This is a genomic window from Paraburkholderia lebeckiae (assembly GCF_050436325.1).
Classification (GTDB): Bacteria; Pseudomonadota; Gammaproteobacteria; order Burkholderiales; family Burkholderiaceae; genus Paraburkholderia; species Paraburkholderia tuberum.
In genome coordinates, this window is sequence record NZ_JBNDLZ010000003.1 from 2357191 (window position 1) to 2374896 (window position 17706).

Sequence of the window (17706 nt, forward strand, 5' to 3'; positions counted from 1 at the left end):
ACCTGTCTAGACAAGTCTGGACAGCGTGTCGGCGGTGGTGTCGACGACGAGCAGTCCGGCGCGCAGGCCGGGCTTGACCGTCGGGTTCGGAAACACGATGCGCTCTTGGTCGCGCTGCACCGTGTATTGATAGTCGCCGTCGCGCGCCAGCAAGCTGCCCTTCACGAGCGGCGTGAAGTTCGGCACGTCCGGCGCGAGCAGCAGCTCGAATGCGTCGCTTTGCTTGGTCAGTTGATCGACGACGGTGAACACACGCGGCAAAGCGGCTTGCGCGTCGGCTTGCGTGTTGGCTCGCGAATCCACGCGCGTGCCGGCCAGCAGCGCGCGCACCGCGAGATCCGCGCCCTCGAAGCGCGTCAGGTCGTTCTCGCCGAACGGCCGCACCTTGCCGAGTTCGAGCGTGCACGCATCAGCGCCACACGCTTGCGCGGTGAAGTGCGAATAGGTGTTGCCCTTCGTCGTGTGCAGCAGCACCGCGCTGATACGCGCGTCGCCGAGCCATTCGAACATCGCGCGCGAAAACGGCTTGCCGGTATGCGGCAACAGCGCGAAGCGCTCGAACACCGACGCGCGGATCGCCGTATGCATGTCGATATGCCAGCGCGCGCCGGGCGCGGCGGACGCGTCGGCGAAAAAGCGCGTCGCGGCCTGTTCGAGCGCGGCCGCGCGCGGCGCCTCATGACTGTGCGGCAGTTGCAGATGACGGCCGCTGAACAGCCGGTTCAGATCGTCGTCGCGATAGCGGCCGCCGTCGCGCATCGCCTCGATGTTGCCGAGAATCACGAGCAACCGGCACGCAAGCACGGCGCGGCCCTGCGCGATATCGGCGACGATGCGCGACAGCAGTTCGATCGGCGCGGTTTCGTCGCCATGCACGCCGGCCGACACGAGCACGCTACGGATGTCCGCGTGCCGCTCCGCGGGCTCGATGACGAGCACACCGTCGCCCTGCCACGTCCAGCGCACGCCGTTTGCACACGTGCCTTGCGCTTGATGCGCGGCAGGCCGGGAACCCGCGAGCGTCCACGCGAGAAAATCGTCGAGCATCGCGCTCGGGGCCGCCATCACGTGCTCAGCGCTGGAAGTCATACAGCGAGCCCAGAGCGAGGATTTGCGTCAGCTCATCGAGCGCGGTGCGCGACTCGACCAGCAGCTTCGGATCGGTCAGATCGGCGGGTGCGAGACGATCGCGGTAGTGCTTTTCGATCCACGCATCGAGACGGCCGAACAGCGTGTCGTCGATCCACACACCCGGCGCGACCGCCGCGCGTTCCGTGTCGTCGAGTACGACGCGCAGACGCAGACATGCGGGGCCGCCACCGTTCTTCATGCTCTCGCGCAGATCGAACACGAGCACTTCGTCGATCGGACCGCTGTGCGAAGTCAGCTCATCCAGATACGCGGCCACCCGCGGATTTTCGCGGCACTCCTGCGGCACGACCAGCACCTGCTTGCCATCGGGCCGAGTCAGTAGCTGGCTGTTGAACAGATACGACGTCACCGCATCGGCGACGCTGACCTGGGCGTCGGGCACTTCGATTACGTTGAACCCTGCGTGCAGGCTCGCGAGCTTCGCGCGCAGCTCGTCGTACACCGCCTGCTGCTCGACGAACGCGAGCTGATGGCAGAACAGCGTGTTGCGATTGCCGACCGCGATCACGTCGTTATGGAACACACCCGCGTCGATCACTTCAGGGTTCTGCTGGGCGTACACGGTCGCCGCTTCCTGCAAGCCATGACGATGCGCGACCGCGCGGCTCGCCTCGAACGTCTGGCGCGCCGGATAGCGCTTCGGTTCCGGCCCGCGACGATACTCGCTGCGCCCATACACGAAGAATTCGACACCGCGCGCCTTGTATTGCTCGCAAAAGCGCGTGTGATTCGCCGCGCCCTCGTCGCCGAGCGCGGGCGTACCGGGCAGCGCCTCGTGCACGACGAAGCGGTCGGTGTCGCTGAACATCGCGCGCAGCGTGCGGCGTGTCGACTCATGTTCGATCGCGCGATGCAGCTTGCTGCACAGATTGGCCGGCGTGAAATGCACGCGGCCGTCGTGCGTATCCGCGGACGGGCTCACCGTCGCCGCGTTCGCGGTCCACATCGCCGAGGCCGAACTCGCCGCCGCAAGCAGTTCGGGTGCGTTGTTCGCGACGCGCGCGATCACCGAAGCATCGTCGCCGGAAAAACCGAGCTCGCGCAACAGACGCATCGACGGACGCTCCTGCGGCGGCAGCACGCCCTGATGAAAGCCGAGGTCCGCCAACTGCTTCATCTTGCGCAGACCCTGGCGCGCGGCGGCCTTCGGATTCGCGACCGACTTCTCGTTGCTCTGCGACGCGACGTTGCCGAACGACAAGCCCGCGTAGTTGTGAGTCGGGCCGACCAGGCCGTCGAAATTGGCTTCAGTGGCTTGCAGCATCGTCGATCCTTAGAATTGAAGGCCCGGCGAGACGCTTGCGGGCATGTTCAGTTGCGCGCTCTCGACCGAGGCCATTGGGTATGCGCAGTAGTCGGCCGCATAGTACGCGCTCGGCCGATGATTGCCGGAGCGGCCCGGCCCGCCGAACGGCGCTCCAGAAGATGCGCCATTGGTGGGCCGGTTCCAGTTGACGATGCCCGCGCGAATCGTGCGCTGGAAATGCGTCCACAGCGCTTCGTCGTCGGCGAGCAGGCCCGCCGAGAGACCGAACTCCGTATCGTTCGCCTGTTCGAGCGCGTCGTCGAAATTGCGGTAGCGGATGATCTGCGCGAGCGGACCGAAGTGCTCCTCGTCGGGCAGCTCCTTTACGTCGGTCACGTCGAGAATCGCGGGCGTGACGAAGCCGAGTTGCGGATCGCGCTGCTCCATTTTCAGCAGAGCCTTCGCGCCGCTCGCGAGCAGACGCTCCTGCGCGCTGATCAAACGCGAGGCCGCGCGCGCCGACACCACGGCGCCCATGAACGGCTGCGGCTCCGCGTTGTATTCACCGACGCCGATGCGCGCGGTCACTTCCGTCAGGCGCGCGAGGAAACGCTCGCCGAACGCATCGTCGGGCACGAAGATGCGGCGCGCGCACGTGCAGCGCTGCCCCGCCGACAGAAACGCCGATTGAATCGTGTGGTGCACGGCGGCGTCGAGGTCCGCGACCGGGCCGATCACGAGCGGATTGTTGCCGCCCATTTCGAGCGCGAGCACGATCTCCGGCCGTCCGCCGAATTGCTTGTGCAACAATGTTCCGGTATCCGAACTACCGGTGAAAAACAAACCGTCGATCTGCCGGTGATTCGCGAGTGCGATACCGGTGTCCTTCTCGCCTTGCACGAGATTGAGCACGCCGGCAGGCAGCCCCGCATCGCGCCAGATCTGCACGGTCAGCGCCGCGACGCCGGGCGCGAGTTCGGACGGCTTGAACACGACCGCGTTACCGGCGATCAGCGCCGGCACGATATGCCCGTTCGGCAGATGGCCCGGGAAGTTGTACGGCCCGAACACCGCCACCACGCCATGCGGACGATGCCGCAGCACCGCGGTGCCGTCGGCCATCGCCGAGCGCTTTTCGCCGGTGCGTTCGTTGTAGGACTGAATCGAGATCTCGACCTTCGCGGCCATCGAGGCCGCTTCGGTGCGCGCCTCCCACAGCGGCTTGCCGGTCTCGCGGCCGATCGCTTCGGCGAGCGCTTCCTTGCGCTCTGTCACGAGCGCGGCGAAGCGGCGCACCACCGCGCAGCGCTCGTCGAGCGTCAGCGCCGACCATGCGGCGAACGCGCGGCGCGCGCTACGTACCGCGCGATCGACGTCGTCCGCCGACGCGCTGTTGCCTTGCCACACCACCGCGCCCGTGCCGGGATTGCGCGATGCGAATACGGGTCCTGTGCCGGCGGCCCATTCGCCGTCGATGAAAAGCTCGCTCATGATCATCCTTGTTTGTGTTTCAACGGCAGCACCCGCAGCGGATCGCCTGCCTGCACGCGAAGCGCGTCGGCCTCGGCCGCGCTCAGCCGGCACACACCGTTGCGCGGCACGCCCGTCACGACGCCAACGCGAAAATCGCCGAGCGACGTATTCGATACCATCGACTTCGGCCCGTCCTGCGCGGCTTGCTCCGCTGCCTCGCCAATTTCAGCCGCCACCAGCACGCTTTCGCGCACCGTGCGCAAATCGGCGATATGGCATTCGAGCACCGGACCCGCGTCGAAAATATCGACGTGATTCTCATAGCGCAGCCCTTCGGCTTCGAGCATGCGGCGCGCGGGGATCGTGTCGTTATGCGTGAGGCCGACGCAGCGCTGCGCCTCTTCCGGCAACAGTTCGACGTACACCGGATAGCGCGGCATCAGCTCGGCGAGAAACGCCTTGCGGCCGTGCGAGCTCAAATAGTCGGCCGCGTTGAAATCGATCTGGTAAAAATGCGAGCCGACCGCGCGCCAGAACGGCGACGTGCCCTGCTCGTCGAAATGGCCGCGCAGCTCCGCGCACAGACGCTGCGGAAAACGCTCGCGAAACTGCGCAAGAAACATGAAGCGCGAGCGCGACAGCAAGCCGCCGACGCCGCTCGTGCGATAACGCGGGCTCAGGAACAGCGAGCACACTTCCGCATAACCGGTGAGGTCGTGCGAGATGTTCAGCGCGTGCATGCGCGTCCAGATGCCGAGATCCTGGCTCGCGTGCACGACCGTGCTCACGCGATAGTTGTAGAACGGCTGCTGCAGACCCACCGCCGTTTCGATACCGCAGACGCCGGCCACGTCGCCGGTCGCGGTGTCTTCCATCACGAAGAAATAACCGGCCTCGTGCGGCGCGGCCTGATCTTCCATCGTGCGGCGCGCGCGCTCGACACGCGCCGCGAGCGCATCGCGATCCGGTTTGAAGGTGGTCAGGCCCGGCCCGGTTTCCTGCGCGAGCCGCATCAGCGCATCCACATCGCCTCGTTGTACTACGCGAACGACGATCATTGCGCGTCTCCCGATTGTTCATCCTGCGGCTGATGCAGCGGCACGCAGCGCACCGCATCGCCTTCCCGTACGCCGAGCGCGGCGCGCGCCGCCTCTGACAACCCGGCGCCCGACTTCTTGCCGGGCGCGAGATCGCCGAGCACGCACCGGAACTCGCCGGCGGCGCCGTTGTGCGCGATCAGGTATGTTTCGCCGTGCGTCGCAGATGCCTCGCGCACGACGCGCGTTTCGTTGTGCTGCACGCTGACACTGCGATCCACCTGCGCGGTCAGTACCGGACCCGCGTCGAAGATATCGACGTAGCGATCCGTCTCGAAGCCTTCCTCGAGATGAATCTCGTAGGCGAGCAGCGCGTTCGCGTCCGGCTCACCGAGCACGCGCTGGGCCGCTTCGGGCAACAGCGGCACATACACGGGATAGGTCGGCATCACTTCGGCGATGAAGGTGCGGCTGCGGCCGCCCGATTCGACTTCGATGTCGGCGAAATCGCGGCCGAAAAATTTGCGCCCCACCGCTTCCCAGAACGGCGATACACCGTTTTCGTCCGTCACGCCGAGCAGCAGCGAGAACACCTCGGGCGTGAAGCGCTTGCGATTCGCGGCGATGTACATCATCCGCGCGCGCGACATCAGTTGCGCGGCCGCGTCGCCGCGCAGCGACGGGTCGATGTAGTAGCCCGCGAGCCGGCTCTTGCCGGTCAGCTCGTGCGACATCGTCAGCGCGTGAATCTTGCGATTCACGTGCAGTTCGCGCGACGCATGAATCAGCGCGTCGTTGCGAAACACGTAGAACGGGTCCGCGTACCCGGCCGCCGCGACGATGCTCGCGGTGCCCATCAGCTTGCCGGTCTCCGAATCTTCGAGCACGAACAGATAAAACTCCTCGCCCGGAAAATCGACCTCCGCGCGAAACGAGTCTTCCGACAACGCGACCCGCGCTTCGAGCGCGCGCCGGTCGTGCGGCAGGGAATGCAGCACCGGCTGCGCGGTGCGTGCCATATGCTCGAGCGCATCGAGATCGGCAAGGCGGCCTGGACGTACGAAGAGCATCATCGTTCCCGTTGAATGTGACGCATGATCCGCTGCATCAGCGTGGGCGTGCGGGACTGCCTGAACATCAATGCGACGCCGCCTGCGCGTTCGCGCCGACGAGTTCGCCGAACGCCGTCTCGAGACGCGCGAAGCCTGCGGCCATGTCGTCGAGCGGCATGATCAGCGACGGCACGAAGCGCAGCACGTCCGGACCCGCCATCAGCATGATCACGCCGTGCTGGCCGGCCGCGTTGACGAAGTCCTTCGCGCGGCCCCGGAACGTGTCGTTCAGTTCGGCGCCGATCAGGAGACCCTTGCCGCGCACTTCGGTAAAAAGCCCGAAGCGCTCGTTCAGTTTCGCGAGATGACCCTTGAGCACTTCGCTGCGCGAGCGTACGCCTTCGAGCAGCTTCGGGTCGCTGACGAGTTCGGCCACTTTTTCCGCGATCGCCGAGCCGAGCGGATTGCCGCCGTAAGTCGTGCCGTGCACGCCGACCTTGAAGTGCGCGGCGAGCTCTTTGGTGGTCAGCATCGCGCCGATCGGGAAGCCGTTGCCGAGCGCCTTCGCGGTGGTCAGGATGTCCGGCGTCACGCCGGTGTCCTGGTACGCGTAGAAGAAGCCGCTGCGGCCCACACCGGTTTGCACTTCATCGAAAATCAGCAGCGCGTTGTGCCGGTCGCACGCTTCGCGCAGCGCCTTCAGGAACGCCGGATCGGCCGGGATCACGCCGCCCTCGCCCTGGATCGGCTCGACGATCACCGCGCAGGTCTGCGCGCCGATCGCCTTCTTCGCCGCTTCGATATCGTTGTACGGCAGATGCGTGATGCCGGCCGGCACCGGGCCGAAGCCTTCCGAGTACTTCGGCTGGCCACCGACGCTGACGGTGAACAGCGTGCGGCCGTGGAACGACTGCGCGAACGAAATGATTTCATCTTTCTGCGCGCCGTGACGGTCGAACGCGACCCGGCGCGCGAGCTTCAGCGCGGCCTCGTTCGCCTCGGCGCCCGAATTCGCGAAGAACGCGCGGTCGGCGAACGTGAGGCTTTCGAGGCGCTTCGCGAGGCGCAGCACCGGTTCGTTCGTGTAGCCATTGCCGATGTGCCACAGCTTGCTGCCCTGCTCATGCAGCACCTTTAGCAGCTCCGGATGCGCATGACCGAGTGCGGTGACGGCGATGCCGCCGGCGAAGTCGATATAGTCGCGGCCTTGCGTGTCCCACACGCGCGAGCCGAGACCGCGATCCGGTACGAAGGCGGCGGGGGCAAACACCGGCACCATGACTTCGTCGAAGGTCTGGCGTGTCACAGTCAGGTCGTTCATGGCAATTCCTTTTACGGGTGACAGGTAATACAGCTAGTGTAGGAAACCGCGCGCGGCACGTCTTGCGCATACGCGACGCTTTCTATGAGGTTCCGCGCGTCGCCGGGCCACAGCGGGTACTTTTCGTGCAGGCGTTTCGTTCGGACTCGTCAATCGAGCTCGGGCCGCTCGATCAGCGCGGCCGGCCGCGGCTCGCTCGCGCCGCCGTGCGCGCCGGTCTGGCGGTCGATCCAGTTGCGGCGATCCTCGCGCGGCGTGACGCCGAAGCGCTCCCGATACGCATTCGAAAAGTGCGCCGCCGACGAAAACCCGCATGCGAGGCTGATCTGCACGACGGATTTGCTGGTGCGCTGCAATTGCGTGCGCGCCTTCGACAGCCGCAGCCCCAGATAGTATTTGGACGGCATCGAGCCGAGATACTGGCGAAACAGGCGCTCGAGCTGCCGCCGCGAGACGCCTACGAAGCCGGCGATTTCATCGGTGGTCAGCGGGTCCTCGATATTGGCTTCCATCAGCAGCAGCGCGTCGTTCAGGCGCGGGTGTCGTTCGCCCGGCGCGGTCACGAACGGAATGCGCTGACGCTCCTCGCCCGCGCGCAGCACGCCTACGCCGAGCGTATCGGCGATGCGCTCCGCGAGTTCGGGCCCGTGCTCGCGGCCGATCATCGCGAGCATGAAGTCGACGGTCGCCTGGCCGCCCGCGCAGGTCGCGCGATCGCGATCGATTTCGAAGATCTGCTGCGTGACGATCGAGCGTTCGAACTGTTCAGAGAACTGCTGATAGGTTTCCCAGTTCACGCTGACGCGATAGCCGGACAGCTGCCCCGCCATCGCGAGCCACCACACGCCGTGGTGGATACCGGTGACGAGCGGCGTGCGCTGACCGACGCGCGCGAGGCTTGCGAGAAACAGCCGGTAGTCGGCGAACTGCTGGAACCGCTCGCTGACGATGATCAGCCAGTCACACGCGATCGCGTCGCCGAACGCGGCATCGGCCGGCCATTGCGCGCCGCCCGACAGTGGCACCGCTCGGCCGTCCCACGAACATACCTGCACGCGATACAGCGCGCGGCCGTCGATTTCATTGGCGAGATTGAGCGCGTCGACGATCGGCCCGACGCCCGACATCGACACGGGCGGCAGTGCCACGATCACGACCTGGGTCGTGCGAGCCGGGCTGGACGTGCGGGCCATCGGGTGTCCGTGAAAAGCGAGCCGCGCGTTACTTCAGACTGCCGGACAGGAACTGCTTCAGGCGCTCGCTGCGCGGCGCGCTCAGCACCTCGGCGGGATTACCCTCTTCCTCGGTGCGGCCCTGGTGCAGGAACATCACGTGGTTCGACACATTGCGCGCGAAGCCCATTTCGTGCGTGACGACGATCATCGTGCGGCCTTCCTCGGCGAGCTTCTGCATCACCTTCAGCACTTCGCCGACGAGTTCGGGGTCGAGCGCGGAGGTCGGTTCGTCGAACAGCATCACGTCCGGGTCCATCGCGAGCGCGCGCGCGATCGCGACACGCTGCTGCTGGCCGCCCGACAGATGCGACGGATACTGCTTCTCGAGACGCGGTGCGAGCCCGACCTTCTCCAGATACTCGCGCGCCCGGTCCTCGGCTTCCTTGCGCTTCAGACCGAGCACATGAATCGGCGCTTCGATAACGTTTTCGAGCACGTTCATGTGCGCCCACAGGTTGAAGTGCTGGAAGACCATCGCGAGCTTCGTGCGGATGCGCTGAAGCTGCTTGTGATCGGCGACTTCGAGATTGCCGGCGCGATCGGTCTTCGTCTTGACCGCTTCGCCGTCGACGACGATCTGCCCGGCGTTCGGCCGCTCGAGAAAATTGATGCAACGCAGGAAAGTGCTCTTGCCCGAGCCGCTCGCGCCGATGATGCTGATCACGTCGCCCTTGTTCGCGTTGAGCGACACGCCCTTGAGCACTTCGTTGTCGCCGTAGCGCTTGTGGATGTCCTGTACGGCGAGCTTGCAAGCTTCGGTTTGAGTGGTATGGAGCAAGACGCTCTCCCAGTGAGAATACGGATCGGTCTGGTGCGGACGCCACCGTGCCGAAGCTCGAGGCGCCCGATGCTATGTCGTCAACGCGGGCTCAGTGCGTGCGCACCGCGAGATGCGCGAGCCAGCGACGCTCGGCGCGCCGGAACAGCGCAACCAGCGCGAACGACACCACGAGATAAATCAGCGCCGCGAGCCCGAACGCATTGAACGACTGGTAGGTCGCCGAGTTCGCATCGCGCGCGACCTTCAGGATGTCGGGCACCGTGGCCGTGAACGCGACCGTCGTCGCGTGCAGCATCAGGATCACTTCGTTACTGTACAACGGCAACGCGCGGCGCAGCGCGGACGGTATCACAATGCGCCGGTACATCGTGAACCCGCTCATGCCGTAGGCACGCGCCGCCTCGACTTCGCCATGCGAGGTCGAGCGGATCGCGCCCGCGAAAATCTCAGTCGTGTACGCGCAGGTGTTCAAGGCGAACGCGAGGATCGCACAGTGAAAGCCGCTGCGAAAGAACGCATCGAGCAGACTGTGCGAACGCACGAACGCGAGACTGTACACGCCGGTGTAGATCAACAGCAGCTGGACGTAGAGCGGCGTGCCGCGAAATACGTAGGTGTACAGACGTACCGGCGTCGACAGCCAGCGCTTCTTCGACACGCGCGCGACCGCGAGCGGCACCGCGCACACGAAGCCGATCGCGATCGACGCGACCAGCAGCCACAGCGTGACCGCGAGACCCGACAGGCGCTGCCCGTCCCAGAACAGATACGCCTTCCAGAATTGATTGAGGATGTCGATCATGACGCTCAGAGCTCCGCGTGTCGCACGCCGATCGAATAGCGGCGGTTCAGCCAGATCAGCGCGACGTTCGATACGGTGGTGATCGCCAGATAGATCAGCGCGGCGACGAGGATGAAGAAGAACATGTTGAAGGTACTCTTGCCCGCGTCCTGCGCGGCCTTGACGACGTCGGCGAGACCGATGATCGACACGAGCGCGGTGGCCTTCACGAGCACCTGCCAGTTGTTGCCGATGCCGGGCAGCGCGAAGCGCATCATCTGCGGGAACAGGATGCGCGTGAACACGCGCACGCCGCTCATGCCGTAGGCGCTGCCCGCCTCGAGCTGGCCGCGCGGCACCGCGAGAAAGGCGCCGCGAAAAGTCTCGGTGAAATACGCGCCGTAGATGAAACCGAGCGTCAGCACGCCGGCCACGAACGGATCGATGTCGATCTGCTCGATGTTGAACAGGTCGGTCAGATCATTGAGCCAGATCTGGATGCTGTAGAACAGCAGTAGCATCAGCACGAGGTCGGGCACCGAGCGGATCAGCGTCGTGTAGCCGGTCGCGATGACCCGCAAGGGCCGGTTGAACGAGAGTTTCGCCGCCGCGCCCGCGAGGCCGAGCAACACAGCGGCCGCCAGCGACAGAACGGACAGCTCGATCGTCTGGAGTGTGCCGGCGAGCAGCACGGGACCAAAGCCGTATAGGAACACGCGTGTCTCCATCCAGGTTCGTTGAATTGGCGCGGATGGCGGCGGCTTCGTGGGCTGCTCGCTGCTCCGGTATGGCGCGGAGTCTCGCAAGCTGAAATCAATTTCTCAAATATGGGGCGGGTGGTTTGCTGCGACGCAACATGACACTTCGACGCACGACGGAAAGCTCGTAGCGCTTGGTTTCACGGGGGTTATCGTGTTGTCGCGCGCGCCGCGCGCGCCTGGCCGTGCGGCGATTTAGCAAGTTTCGGGTCGCTTTTTCGATAGGCCGCGCCGACGGCGGTGGCGCCGCCCGAACGCGTCGCGCTGTTGCATCAGCGCGTCCACGCCGGCTCCCACGCCTGACAGCTCGCGCTCAGTCGAGCCCGAGCCGCGCGCGAATCGCCGGCAGCATCTGCTCGACCGCCTCGCGCCCTTCCTCGATGGCTGGCGCCGCGCGATGAAAATCGAAGATGCCCATGCCGCCGAGACGCGGCTGGATCAGGATATCGGCCGGTTCGCCAGCGAGCCGGCTGCGCGTGATGCGCACCTGCATGATGTCGATGCTTTGCGCGATCGAACTCAGCATCGACGGCACGTTCGCGCTCGGCTTCGGCGGTACGCGCACGTCGTCGGTGGCGCTCGCCTCCGCCGGCGCGAGCCAGCGCGGCCACGGCTTGCCGTTGCGGCGCAGCGCGACGGGCGGCGGCGCGGTGGGATCGAGCGCGGGCGTTTGGACGACCGGGCCGCCGAAATCGCGGCCGTTCAGGATGTCGTTGTTCAGATCGATCGCGATCACGCAGTCCGCGCGCATGCCCCGCGCGACCGACACCGGCACCGGATTGCTGAGCCCGCCGTCGACGAGCCACACGCCGTTGTGCCATACCGGCGTGAAGATGCCCGGAATCGCAATGGATGCGCGCACCGAGTCGATCGTGCTGCCGTCCTGCAGCCAGATTTCGCGGCCCGTGTCGAGTTCGGTCGCGACCGCCGCGAACGGCATCTGCAGTTGCGCGATCGAGCAGCCGGCGAATTTGTCGGCGAATAGCTGGATCACCTTGCGCCCGCCAAGCAGGCCGCCCGAGATGCGCAGATCGAGCAGCCGCACCACGGTCTGCCACGTGAGGCGCGACACCCACTCCTCGAGCCAGTCGAGATCGCCGTTCGCATAGACCGCGCCGACCAGCGCGCCGATCGACGTGCCGCACACGACGTCGGGCCTGATGCCCGCGTCTTGCAGCGCGCGAATCGCGCCGATATGCGCCCAGCCGCGCGCGGCGCCGCCCCCCAACACCAGCCCGATCCGGCTGTATCGACGTCGACGTATCATGCCTACCCCGCTTTTTCGGCCCGCTTATCCGGCCGTCTTCTGATCGACATTGCCCCTCGCCTATCGCCCGCGAATCACGTCCGAGCGTGACGTGGTGTACACCCTCTGGTTCCGGTCGAAGTGAACGTTGAAGATGCCTTCTTCGGTCACGCCGCCCTCGCGCCATTTCCAGCTCCACACGGTTTCCGGCTTCAGCGGAAACACCGCGACCTGTCCAGGCTTGCCGAGCAAGCGCCGCACCTCGTCCTCGGACATGCCCGAGCGAACCTTCGCGAAGTTGTCCGCGGTCAGCACCTGCGTGATCGCCTGCAGCTTGCCGTCGCGATCGATGTCGACCATGTAGGTGTTCAGGCCTTGCGGGCCGCGCGGATATTCGAAGCGCTTCGAGCCGTCGGTGAAGCTGCGCGTGGTTTCGGGCCTGCCCATCTGCGCGAGGATTTGCGCTTCGGTCGTGACGCCCGGCGTCATGTTCTTGAGCAGCAACACGTCCGGTTTGACGGCGTTGAAAAAGTCCTTGAGTTTTTGCACGGCTTGATCGCTCTGCTGTTGGTCGCAGCCGGTCAGCGCACAGCACGCTATCAGTAGCGTGACGCCCAGCGGTTTGAGGCTCACTTCGGTTCCTGTCCGGATGTGCGGGATTTGTCGTCGCGGCGCCTGGCCGGTCTGTAGTGTGTACTACAAGGATAACCGCGCACGGAGAAAACCGCGAGCAACGCAGGCGCGACGGGTGCGGCTACGCACGCAACGTGTTGCGCGCAGCGCTAAGGGATCGGCTGAGGTCGGTTGAGATGGGCACGCCAGAAGCAAAAAGGCGACGCTGTATACAGCGTCGCCATGTCGGTCGATAGGATCAACCGGAAGTGACGGCGGCTCATTAGCCGCCTTGCGCGAAGCACCGCGGACGACGCGCAGCGGTCTGCTCCAGACGAAGCGATGAGCAACCTTGGCTACTCACCTTGCGCCATCGCCGAATGACAAACCGCTGCCTTTTATGGCCGCCCTGGTCCCTCGAAAAGCCTTCCAGATGCCGCTAATCTAAACGCATCGGAGGCTTTCGACGAGAGCGCGTTTACACCGAATCGGCAGAAGATTCGCGCGGCGCAAGGGGGGCCGCCCGCCCCCCCCGGATCGCCGGCCAATCAAATCACACGAAAGCCGTGCGTTCCGTCGCGCGCGAGTTGCGCGACGAGCCCATGCTCCCACTCCAGATACGCGCTCATCGCTTCGCGCGCGTTCTCGGTGCCCTCATACGGCCGCTGATAACGATCGATCCGCGGCGACGCCATCCGCGTGCCGCCCGACTCCACGGGCAAGCCCGCGTCGATCCACGCGGTCGTGCCGCCGCGCAGCACCTGCACCGGCCGCCCGGTCGCCGCGGCGAGCTCCGGCGCGACGAAGCGCGCGAGCACGTCGCTGCCGCACGTGAGCACATAGCGCTTCGCATCGGGCAGCGTGCGCAGCGCGTCGGCGAGCTGACTGCGGATCACGAACCACGCGCCCGGAACATGCCGCCTCAGATAGTGCGTGCTGCTCGTGAAGTCGAGCACGACGGTTCCCGTCGACTGCAGCAGCGCGGCGAGCTCGGCCGGCTCGATGTCGTCGACGTCGGGCGGCGTGACCGCGTTGCGCGCCAACGGCGTCATGCCCTTCTCGGCGAAATCGGCCGCCGTCAGGCCATCGACCACGTACACCTCTACGTTCATCTGCGCGAGCCACGATGCGGTCATGTTCGCGCGCACACCGTCGCTGTCCGCGAGGATCACGCGCGCGCCGCGCACCGTCACGAACAGGTCGGTTTCCTGCACGAGCTGGCCGCCCGGTGCGCTGCGAAAACCCGGCACGTGGCCCGCCTCGTATTCCTCGGTGTTGCGCACGTCGAAGCGATAGACGGTACGTACCGCTTCATCGGCCCAGCGGCGCGCTTCGTCGCGCGACGTGCGGCGCACGCGCGCCCGGTCGGCAACCGCGCGCGCGCCTTCTGCCGCGGCGAGACGGGAAGCGTCGTCGACCGCGCCTTCGACACGCCGCGCGCTGCCATGCGCGAGCGGTTGACCGGCGAGCGTCCAGCCCATCGTGCCGTTGCGCAGCGCGGCCACCGGATTCGGCACGCCCGCGTTGATCAGCGACTGCGCGCCGATGATGCTGCGCGTGCGCCCAGCGCAATTGACGATGATGCGCGTGGCCGGATCCGGCGCGAGCTGCCTGGCGCGCAGCACCAGCTCCGCGCCCGGCACGCTGATGCTGCCGGGGATGTTCATGGTCTGAAACTCGTCGAAGCGGCGCGCGTCGAGCACCACGACATCGGCCTCGCGATCGAGCAGCGCCTGCACCTGCTGGGCGGACAGCGACGGCGTATGACGCACGCTTTCGACCAGTTCGCCGAACGCCTTGCTCGGCACGTTGACATCCTTGAACAACTCGCCGCCCGCTTCGCGCCAGCCTTGCAGGCCGCCTTCGAGCAAGGCGACGTTGGTATAGCCGAGTTCGGCGAAGCGCTCGGCCGCACGCCTCGCGAGGCCTTCGCCGGCATCGAACACGACGATCGGCACGGCCGGGCGAGGCAGCCGCAGCGGCGCGTCGAGTTCGAGCCGCGACAGCGGCAGATTGGCGGCGAACAACGGATGACTGCGCGCGTGCGGATCTTCTTCACGCACGTCGACGAGCGCGATCTCCTCGCGGTCGAGCAATGCATGGCACACGTCTTGGAACGACCGGGTACGAAACTCTTTGACGACACTCATGGGATCGGGAACTCCTTTGCTACATTCCAGATTTCCGGCAACGGATCACATCACCGCACCGATACTTAACCGTACACTCGAATTCCGATCGGCGCACGGTCACTCGCTGGATTGGTTATTCGGGCGCACTGCGAATGCGAAGCACCGCCGCGCGAACACGCTACGCACGCGCAATTTCCGCGCCACGCGCCGCATCCCCGTCGTGCCTCATCGCGCCGCGTGGGTCCCGCCGACCCTTCAGCCGACAGGGGCATCGCCGCGCCGCCAGCAGAAAAGGCGCCGCTTTGCCACAATGCCCCATCGCGCGAAAGCGCCGCCCATCGCAATCAACAGACAATGATCCCCTTCTCGGTTCTCGATCTTTCGCCGGTCACCGCGGGTGCCACGCCGGCTGACGCGTTCAGGAACACACTTTCACTCGCGCAGCACGCGGAAAAGCTGAACTACAAGCGTTACTGGCTCGCCGAGCATCACAACATGACCGGTATCGCGAGCGCGGCGACCTCGGTCGTGATCGGCTACGTGGCCGGCGGCACGAAGACGATTCGCGTCGGCTCCGGCGGCATCATGCTGCCGAACCATGCGCCGCTCGTGATCGCCGAGCAGTTCGGCACGCTCGCGTCGCTGTATCCGGGGCGGATCGATCTCGGCCTCGGCCGCGCGCCCGGCACCGATCAGACCACCGCTCGCGCGCTGCGCCGCGATCTCCAGGCGAGCGCCGAAACCTTCCCCGACGACGTCGTCGAATTGCAACGGTATTTCGCCGAGCCGGTCGCGGGCCAGCGCATTCGCGCGGTGCCGGGCGCGGGCCTGAACGTACCGCTGTGGCTGCTCGGTTCGTCGCTGTACAGCGCGCAACTGGCCGCGGCACTCGGGCTGCCGTTCGCGTTCGCGTCGCACTTCGCGCCCGATTACATGATGACCGCGCTGCAGGTGTATCGCACGCAGTTCCGGCCGTCCGCGACGCTGGCGAAGCCCTATGCGATGGTCGGCGTCAATCTGTTCGCCGCCGACACGAACGACCAAGCCGCACGGCTGTTCACGTCGCTGCAGCAGCAGTTCATCAATCTGCGGCGCGGCACGCCGGGACAATTGCAGCCGCCGGTCGAGCGGCTCGACGCGTCGGAGATGGAGTTGAACAACGTCGCGCGTGCGCTCGCTTGCACGGTGCTCGGCGATCGCGACGCAATCCGCGAAGGTCTGCAATCGATCATCGAGCAGACCGGCGCGAACGAGTTGATGCTGACCGCGCAGATTTACGATCACGCCGCGCGGCTGCGCTCGTTCGAGATCGGCGCCGAGGTGCGCGATGAAATGATGGCGGCCAGATAAGCGGTTCGCGAATCGATCGGCGGACATGGCGACGCACGAAAAGAGGGCGGCTCATGCCAAGCCGCCCTTGTCTTTGCACTGAGTTGGGGCCGATCGTGTGAGAAGCCGGCCCGATGCCTTCGGGGTCTAGAAGGCGCTTTTTATAACGCCCCCGTCGGCCCGCAACGCGGCTCCCGTCGTGGCCGACGAAAGCGGACTGGCGATATAGGCCACGAGCGACGCGATTTCCTGCGGCGAACCAAATCGCTTGATGAGCGAGGTGGGACGGACCTTCTCGAAGAACTCTGTTTCGAACGCTTCAAACGATTTGCCGTCGGCCTTGGCAAGGGTCTCCACGAATTCGCCGGCAACGGCTTCGGCGAGCCCCCGCGAGACTGCCAACTGCGCGGTTTTCGTCATCCCGTAGTGGATCATTTCAGCAGGAATCTGCACCGCACTTTCGCTCGAAATGAAAATGATGCGCCCCCAGTTGGCCTGCCTCATTGCAGGCAAAAACAGGCGAGCGAGGCGTACCCCACTCAAGACATTGACGTCGAAGAACCGCTGCCAGTCCGCGTCGGGGATCTCTTCAAACGGCTTGGGCTCGAAGATGCCCAGGTTGTTGACCAGAATTTCCACGTCCGGATAGCGTCGCGCGAGCTCTTCTGCTGAAGCGGCGGTACTGAGATCGCCCGCAAATCCCTGCACGTCGCTGCCCGTCTGCGCTTTCAGCTGCGCGACCACGTCGTCCACAGATGACTGGGAGCGGCCGTTCACGATCACACGAGCGCCCTCCTGCGCCAACGTGCTCGCGATAGCGAAACCGATGCCGGCTGTGCTGCCGCTCACCAGTGCGAGTTTGCCTGTCAGGTTCAGGTCCATGAGTTGTTTCCTTTCAATGGATGAATTAAAAACGGCGACATCGGAACTTGAACGTCGGATGCCGCCAGGAGGTTCACGTACGTGTAATCGATGCGCCACCATCGACCAGTGAGGTGGTTCGGTCAAGAACGCCTGCGATTCGTTGCTGTCGTTCATGTCGAGATACATCTGCGTGTCCACAGCGCCCCCGGCAACACCGATTAAGTCAGGATCGGGCATAGAGCCTCGCTTTCGAACAGAAAAAGACTAGATGAGGTGAAGGAAAACAAGGCCATGTCAGCGATTTTCCAACTTCGTTTGGCTAAGTGATGGTGGCGCCCAGACTCACATCATCGCGATTCACCGGGGGGATGCGCTCCGCGCAGAGCACGCCCGGATGGCATGACATGTGCGTTGTGTGCTGCAGGCAGCCGGCCGCTCAAATGTTTCTACAACCCTCTTGTTCAAGGAGACACATCATGAACACACTGACCATCGACGACATCCAGAACTCTGCAGAACTTGATCACCAGGAGATGACGAGAATTCAAGGTGGCCGGATGAAACTACCCGGCCAGCACATCGGTTCGATCCTCACGTCCGCTGATGGCGACCCTGTCGGCGTCTATGTCGACGGCGTGCTGCAAAACTCGGTCACCGACGGCTTCTACCACGGTTGACAGCAAAGGA

16 protein-coding genes are annotated in these 17706 nt (G+C 65.3%); 2 read left to right on the forward strand and 14 right to left on the reverse strand.

The window, feature by feature from the left end; genetic code table 11:
* Nucleotides 1-6: 6 nt before the first annotated feature.
* From astE to OKW44_RS28805, 13 genes are all read right to left on the reverse strand, one after another.
* Nucleotides 7-1089, reverse strand: coding sequence for a succinylglutamate desuccinylase (gene astE, locus OKW44_RS28745; protein ID WP_026225471.1), 1083 nt, complete (start codon nucleotides 1087-1089; stop codon nucleotides 7-9).
* On the reverse strand, nucleotides 1073-2413 hold the full coding sequence (gene astB / locus OKW44_RS28750) for an N-succinylarginine dihydrolase (RefSeq protein WP_026225472.1): 1341 nt from the start codon (nucleotides 2411-2413) through the stop codon (nucleotides 1073-1075). Before astB ends, astE begins: the two co-directional genes overlap by 17 nt.
* Before the next feature lie 12 nt (nucleotides 2414-2425).
* Nucleotides 2426-3889 carry a succinylglutamate-semialdehyde dehydrogenase gene (gene astD, locus OKW44_RS28755; protein WP_018418513.1) on the reverse strand — a complete coding sequence of 488 codons (1464 nt, stop codon included), beginning with the start codon at nucleotides 3887-3889 and terminating at the stop codon, nucleotides 2426-2428.
* A gap of 2 nt (nucleotides 3890-3891) precedes the next feature.
* Nucleotides 3892-4929 (reverse strand): arginine N-succinyltransferase, encoded by a 1038-nt coding sequence (astA, locus tag OKW44_RS28760; protein ID WP_026225473.1) that lies wholly within the window; start codon nucleotides 4927-4929, stop codon nucleotides 3892-3894.
* A complete protein-coding gene (gene aruF, locus OKW44_RS28765) occupies nucleotides 4926-5978 on the reverse strand; it encodes an arginine/ornithine succinyltransferase subunit alpha (protein ID WP_018418515.1) in 1053 nt (350 codons plus the stop codon). Before aruF ends, astA begins: the two co-directional genes overlap by 4 nt.
* Before the next feature lie 67 nt (nucleotides 5979-6045).
* Nucleotides 6046-7281 carry an aspartate aminotransferase family protein gene (locus OKW44_RS28770; RefSeq protein ID WP_018418516.1) on the reverse strand — a complete coding sequence of 412 codons (1236 nt, stop codon included), beginning with the start codon at nucleotides 7279-7281 and terminating at the stop codon, nucleotides 6046-6048.
* A 149-nt stretch (nucleotides 7282-7430) separates the two neighbouring features.
* Nucleotides 7431-8474: a GlxA family transcriptional regulator gene (locus OKW44_RS28775; RefSeq protein WP_018418517.1), complete on the reverse strand. Its 1044-nt coding sequence runs from the start codon at nucleotides 8472-8474 to the stop codon at nucleotides 7431-7433.
* A gap of 28 nt (nucleotides 8475-8502) precedes the next feature.
* On the reverse strand, nucleotides 8503-9294 hold the full coding sequence (locus tag OKW44_RS28780; RefSeq protein ID WP_018418518.1) for an ABC transporter ATP-binding protein: 792 nt from the start codon (nucleotides 9292-9294) through the stop codon (nucleotides 8503-8505).
* A gap of 91 nt (nucleotides 9295-9385) precedes the next feature.
* A complete protein-coding gene (locus tag OKW44_RS28785) occupies nucleotides 9386-10099 on the reverse strand; it encodes an ABC transporter permease (protein WP_018418519.1) in 714 nt (237 codons plus the stop codon).
* Between the two features lie 5 nt (nucleotides 10100-10104).
* Complete coding sequence (locus tag OKW44_RS28790; protein ID WP_026225474.1) at nucleotides 10105-10794, reverse strand: ABC transporter permease; 690 nt, start codon at nucleotides 10792-10794, stop codon at nucleotides 10105-10107.
* Nucleotides 10795-11149: 355 nt separating this feature from the next.
* Nucleotides 11150-12103 carry a patatin-like phospholipase family protein gene (locus OKW44_RS28795; protein ID WP_026225475.1) on the reverse strand — a complete coding sequence of 318 codons (954 nt, stop codon included), beginning with the start codon at nucleotides 12101-12103 and terminating at the stop codon, nucleotides 11150-11152.
* Between the two features lie 60 nt (nucleotides 12104-12163).
* Entirely contained in the window at nucleotides 12164-12715 is a 552-nt protein-coding gene (bamE, locus tag OKW44_RS28800; RefSeq protein ID WP_018418522.1) for an outer membrane protein assembly factor BamE domain-containing protein, read from the reverse strand.
* A 527-nt stretch (nucleotides 12716-13242) separates the two neighbouring features.
* The gene (locus OKW44_RS28805) at nucleotides 13243-14844 is read right to left on the reverse strand and encodes a rhodanese-related sulfurtransferase (RefSeq protein ID WP_018418523.1); all 1602 of its coding nucleotides are present in this window, start codon (nucleotides 14842-14844) and stop codon (nucleotides 13243-13245) included.
* Between the two features lie 336 nt (nucleotides 14845-15180).
* Between OKW44_RS28805 and OKW44_RS28810 the strand changes: the two genes are divergently transcribed.
* Nucleotides 15181-16176 (forward strand): LLM class flavin-dependent oxidoreductase, encoded by a 996-nt coding sequence (locus OKW44_RS28810; protein ID WP_018418524.1) that lies wholly within the window; start codon nucleotides 15181-15183, stop codon nucleotides 16174-16176.
* Between the two features lie 126 nt (nucleotides 16177-16302).
* Here the strand turns inward: OKW44_RS28810 and OKW44_RS28815 are convergent, their stop codons facing one another.
* Complete coding sequence (locus OKW44_RS28815) at nucleotides 16303-17037, reverse strand: SDR family NAD(P)-dependent oxidoreductase (protein ID WP_018418525.1); 735 nt, start codon at nucleotides 17035-17037, stop codon at nucleotides 16303-16305.
* Between the two features lie 458 nt (nucleotides 17038-17495).
* On the opposite strand from OKW44_RS28815, the gene OKW44_RS28820 reads away from it, so the two are divergent.
* A complete protein-coding gene (locus OKW44_RS28820) occupies nucleotides 17496-17696 on the forward strand; it encodes a hypothetical protein (protein WP_018418526.1) in 201 nt (66 codons plus the stop codon).
* Nucleotides 17697-17706: the final 10 nt, after the last annotated feature.

What these genes read in the sequence shown, in the direction of transcription:
- astE (WP_026225471.1), bottom strand. Translation starts at nt 1,089, where the DNA reads ATGACTTCCAGCGCTGAGCACGTGATGGCGGCCCCGAGCGCGATGCTC.
- astD (WP_018418513.1), bottom strand. Translation starts at nt 3,889, where the DNA reads ATGAGCGAGCTTTTCATCGACGGCGAATGGGCCGCCGGCACAGGACCC.
- astA (WP_026225473.1), bottom strand. Translation starts at nt 4,929, where the DNA reads ATGATCGTCGTTCGCGTAGTACAACGAGGCGATGTGGATGCGCTGATG.
- aruF (WP_018418515.1), bottom strand. Translation starts at nt 5,978, where the DNA reads ATGCTCTTCGTACGTCCAGGCCGCCTTGCCGATCTCGATGCGCTCGAG.
- OKW44_RS28770 (WP_018418516.1), bottom strand. Translation starts at nt 7,281, where the DNA reads ATGAACGACCTGACTGTGACACGCCAGACCTTCGACGAAGTCATGGTG.
- OKW44_RS28775 (WP_018418517.1), bottom strand. Translation starts at nt 8,474, where the DNA reads ATGGCCCGCACGTCCAGCCCGGCTCGCACGACCCAGGTCGTGATCGTG.
- OKW44_RS28785 (WP_018418519.1), bottom strand. Translation starts at nt 10,099, where the DNA reads ATGATCGACATCCTCAATCAATTCTGGAAGGCGTATCTGTTCTGGGAC.
- OKW44_RS28795 (WP_026225475.1), bottom strand. Translation starts at nt 12,103, where the DNA reads ATGATACGTCGACGTCGATACAGCCGGATCGGGCTGGTGTTGGGGGGC.
- OKW44_RS28805 (WP_018418523.1), bottom strand. Translation starts at nt 14,844, where the DNA reads ATGAGTGTCGTCAAAGAGTTTCGTACCCGGTCGTTCCAAGACGTGTGC.
- OKW44_RS28810 (WP_018418524.1), top strand. Translation starts at nt 15,181, where the DNA reads ATGATCCCCTTCTCGGTTCTCGATCTTTCGCCGGTCACCGCGGGTGCC.
- OKW44_RS28815 (WP_018418525.1), bottom strand. Translation starts at nt 17,037, where the DNA reads ATGGACCTGAACCTGACAGGCAAACTCGCACTGGTGAGCGGCAGCACA.
- OKW44_RS28820 (WP_018418526.1), top strand. Translation starts at nt 17,496, where the DNA reads ATGAACACACTGACCATCGACGACATCCAGAACTCTGCAGAACTTGAT.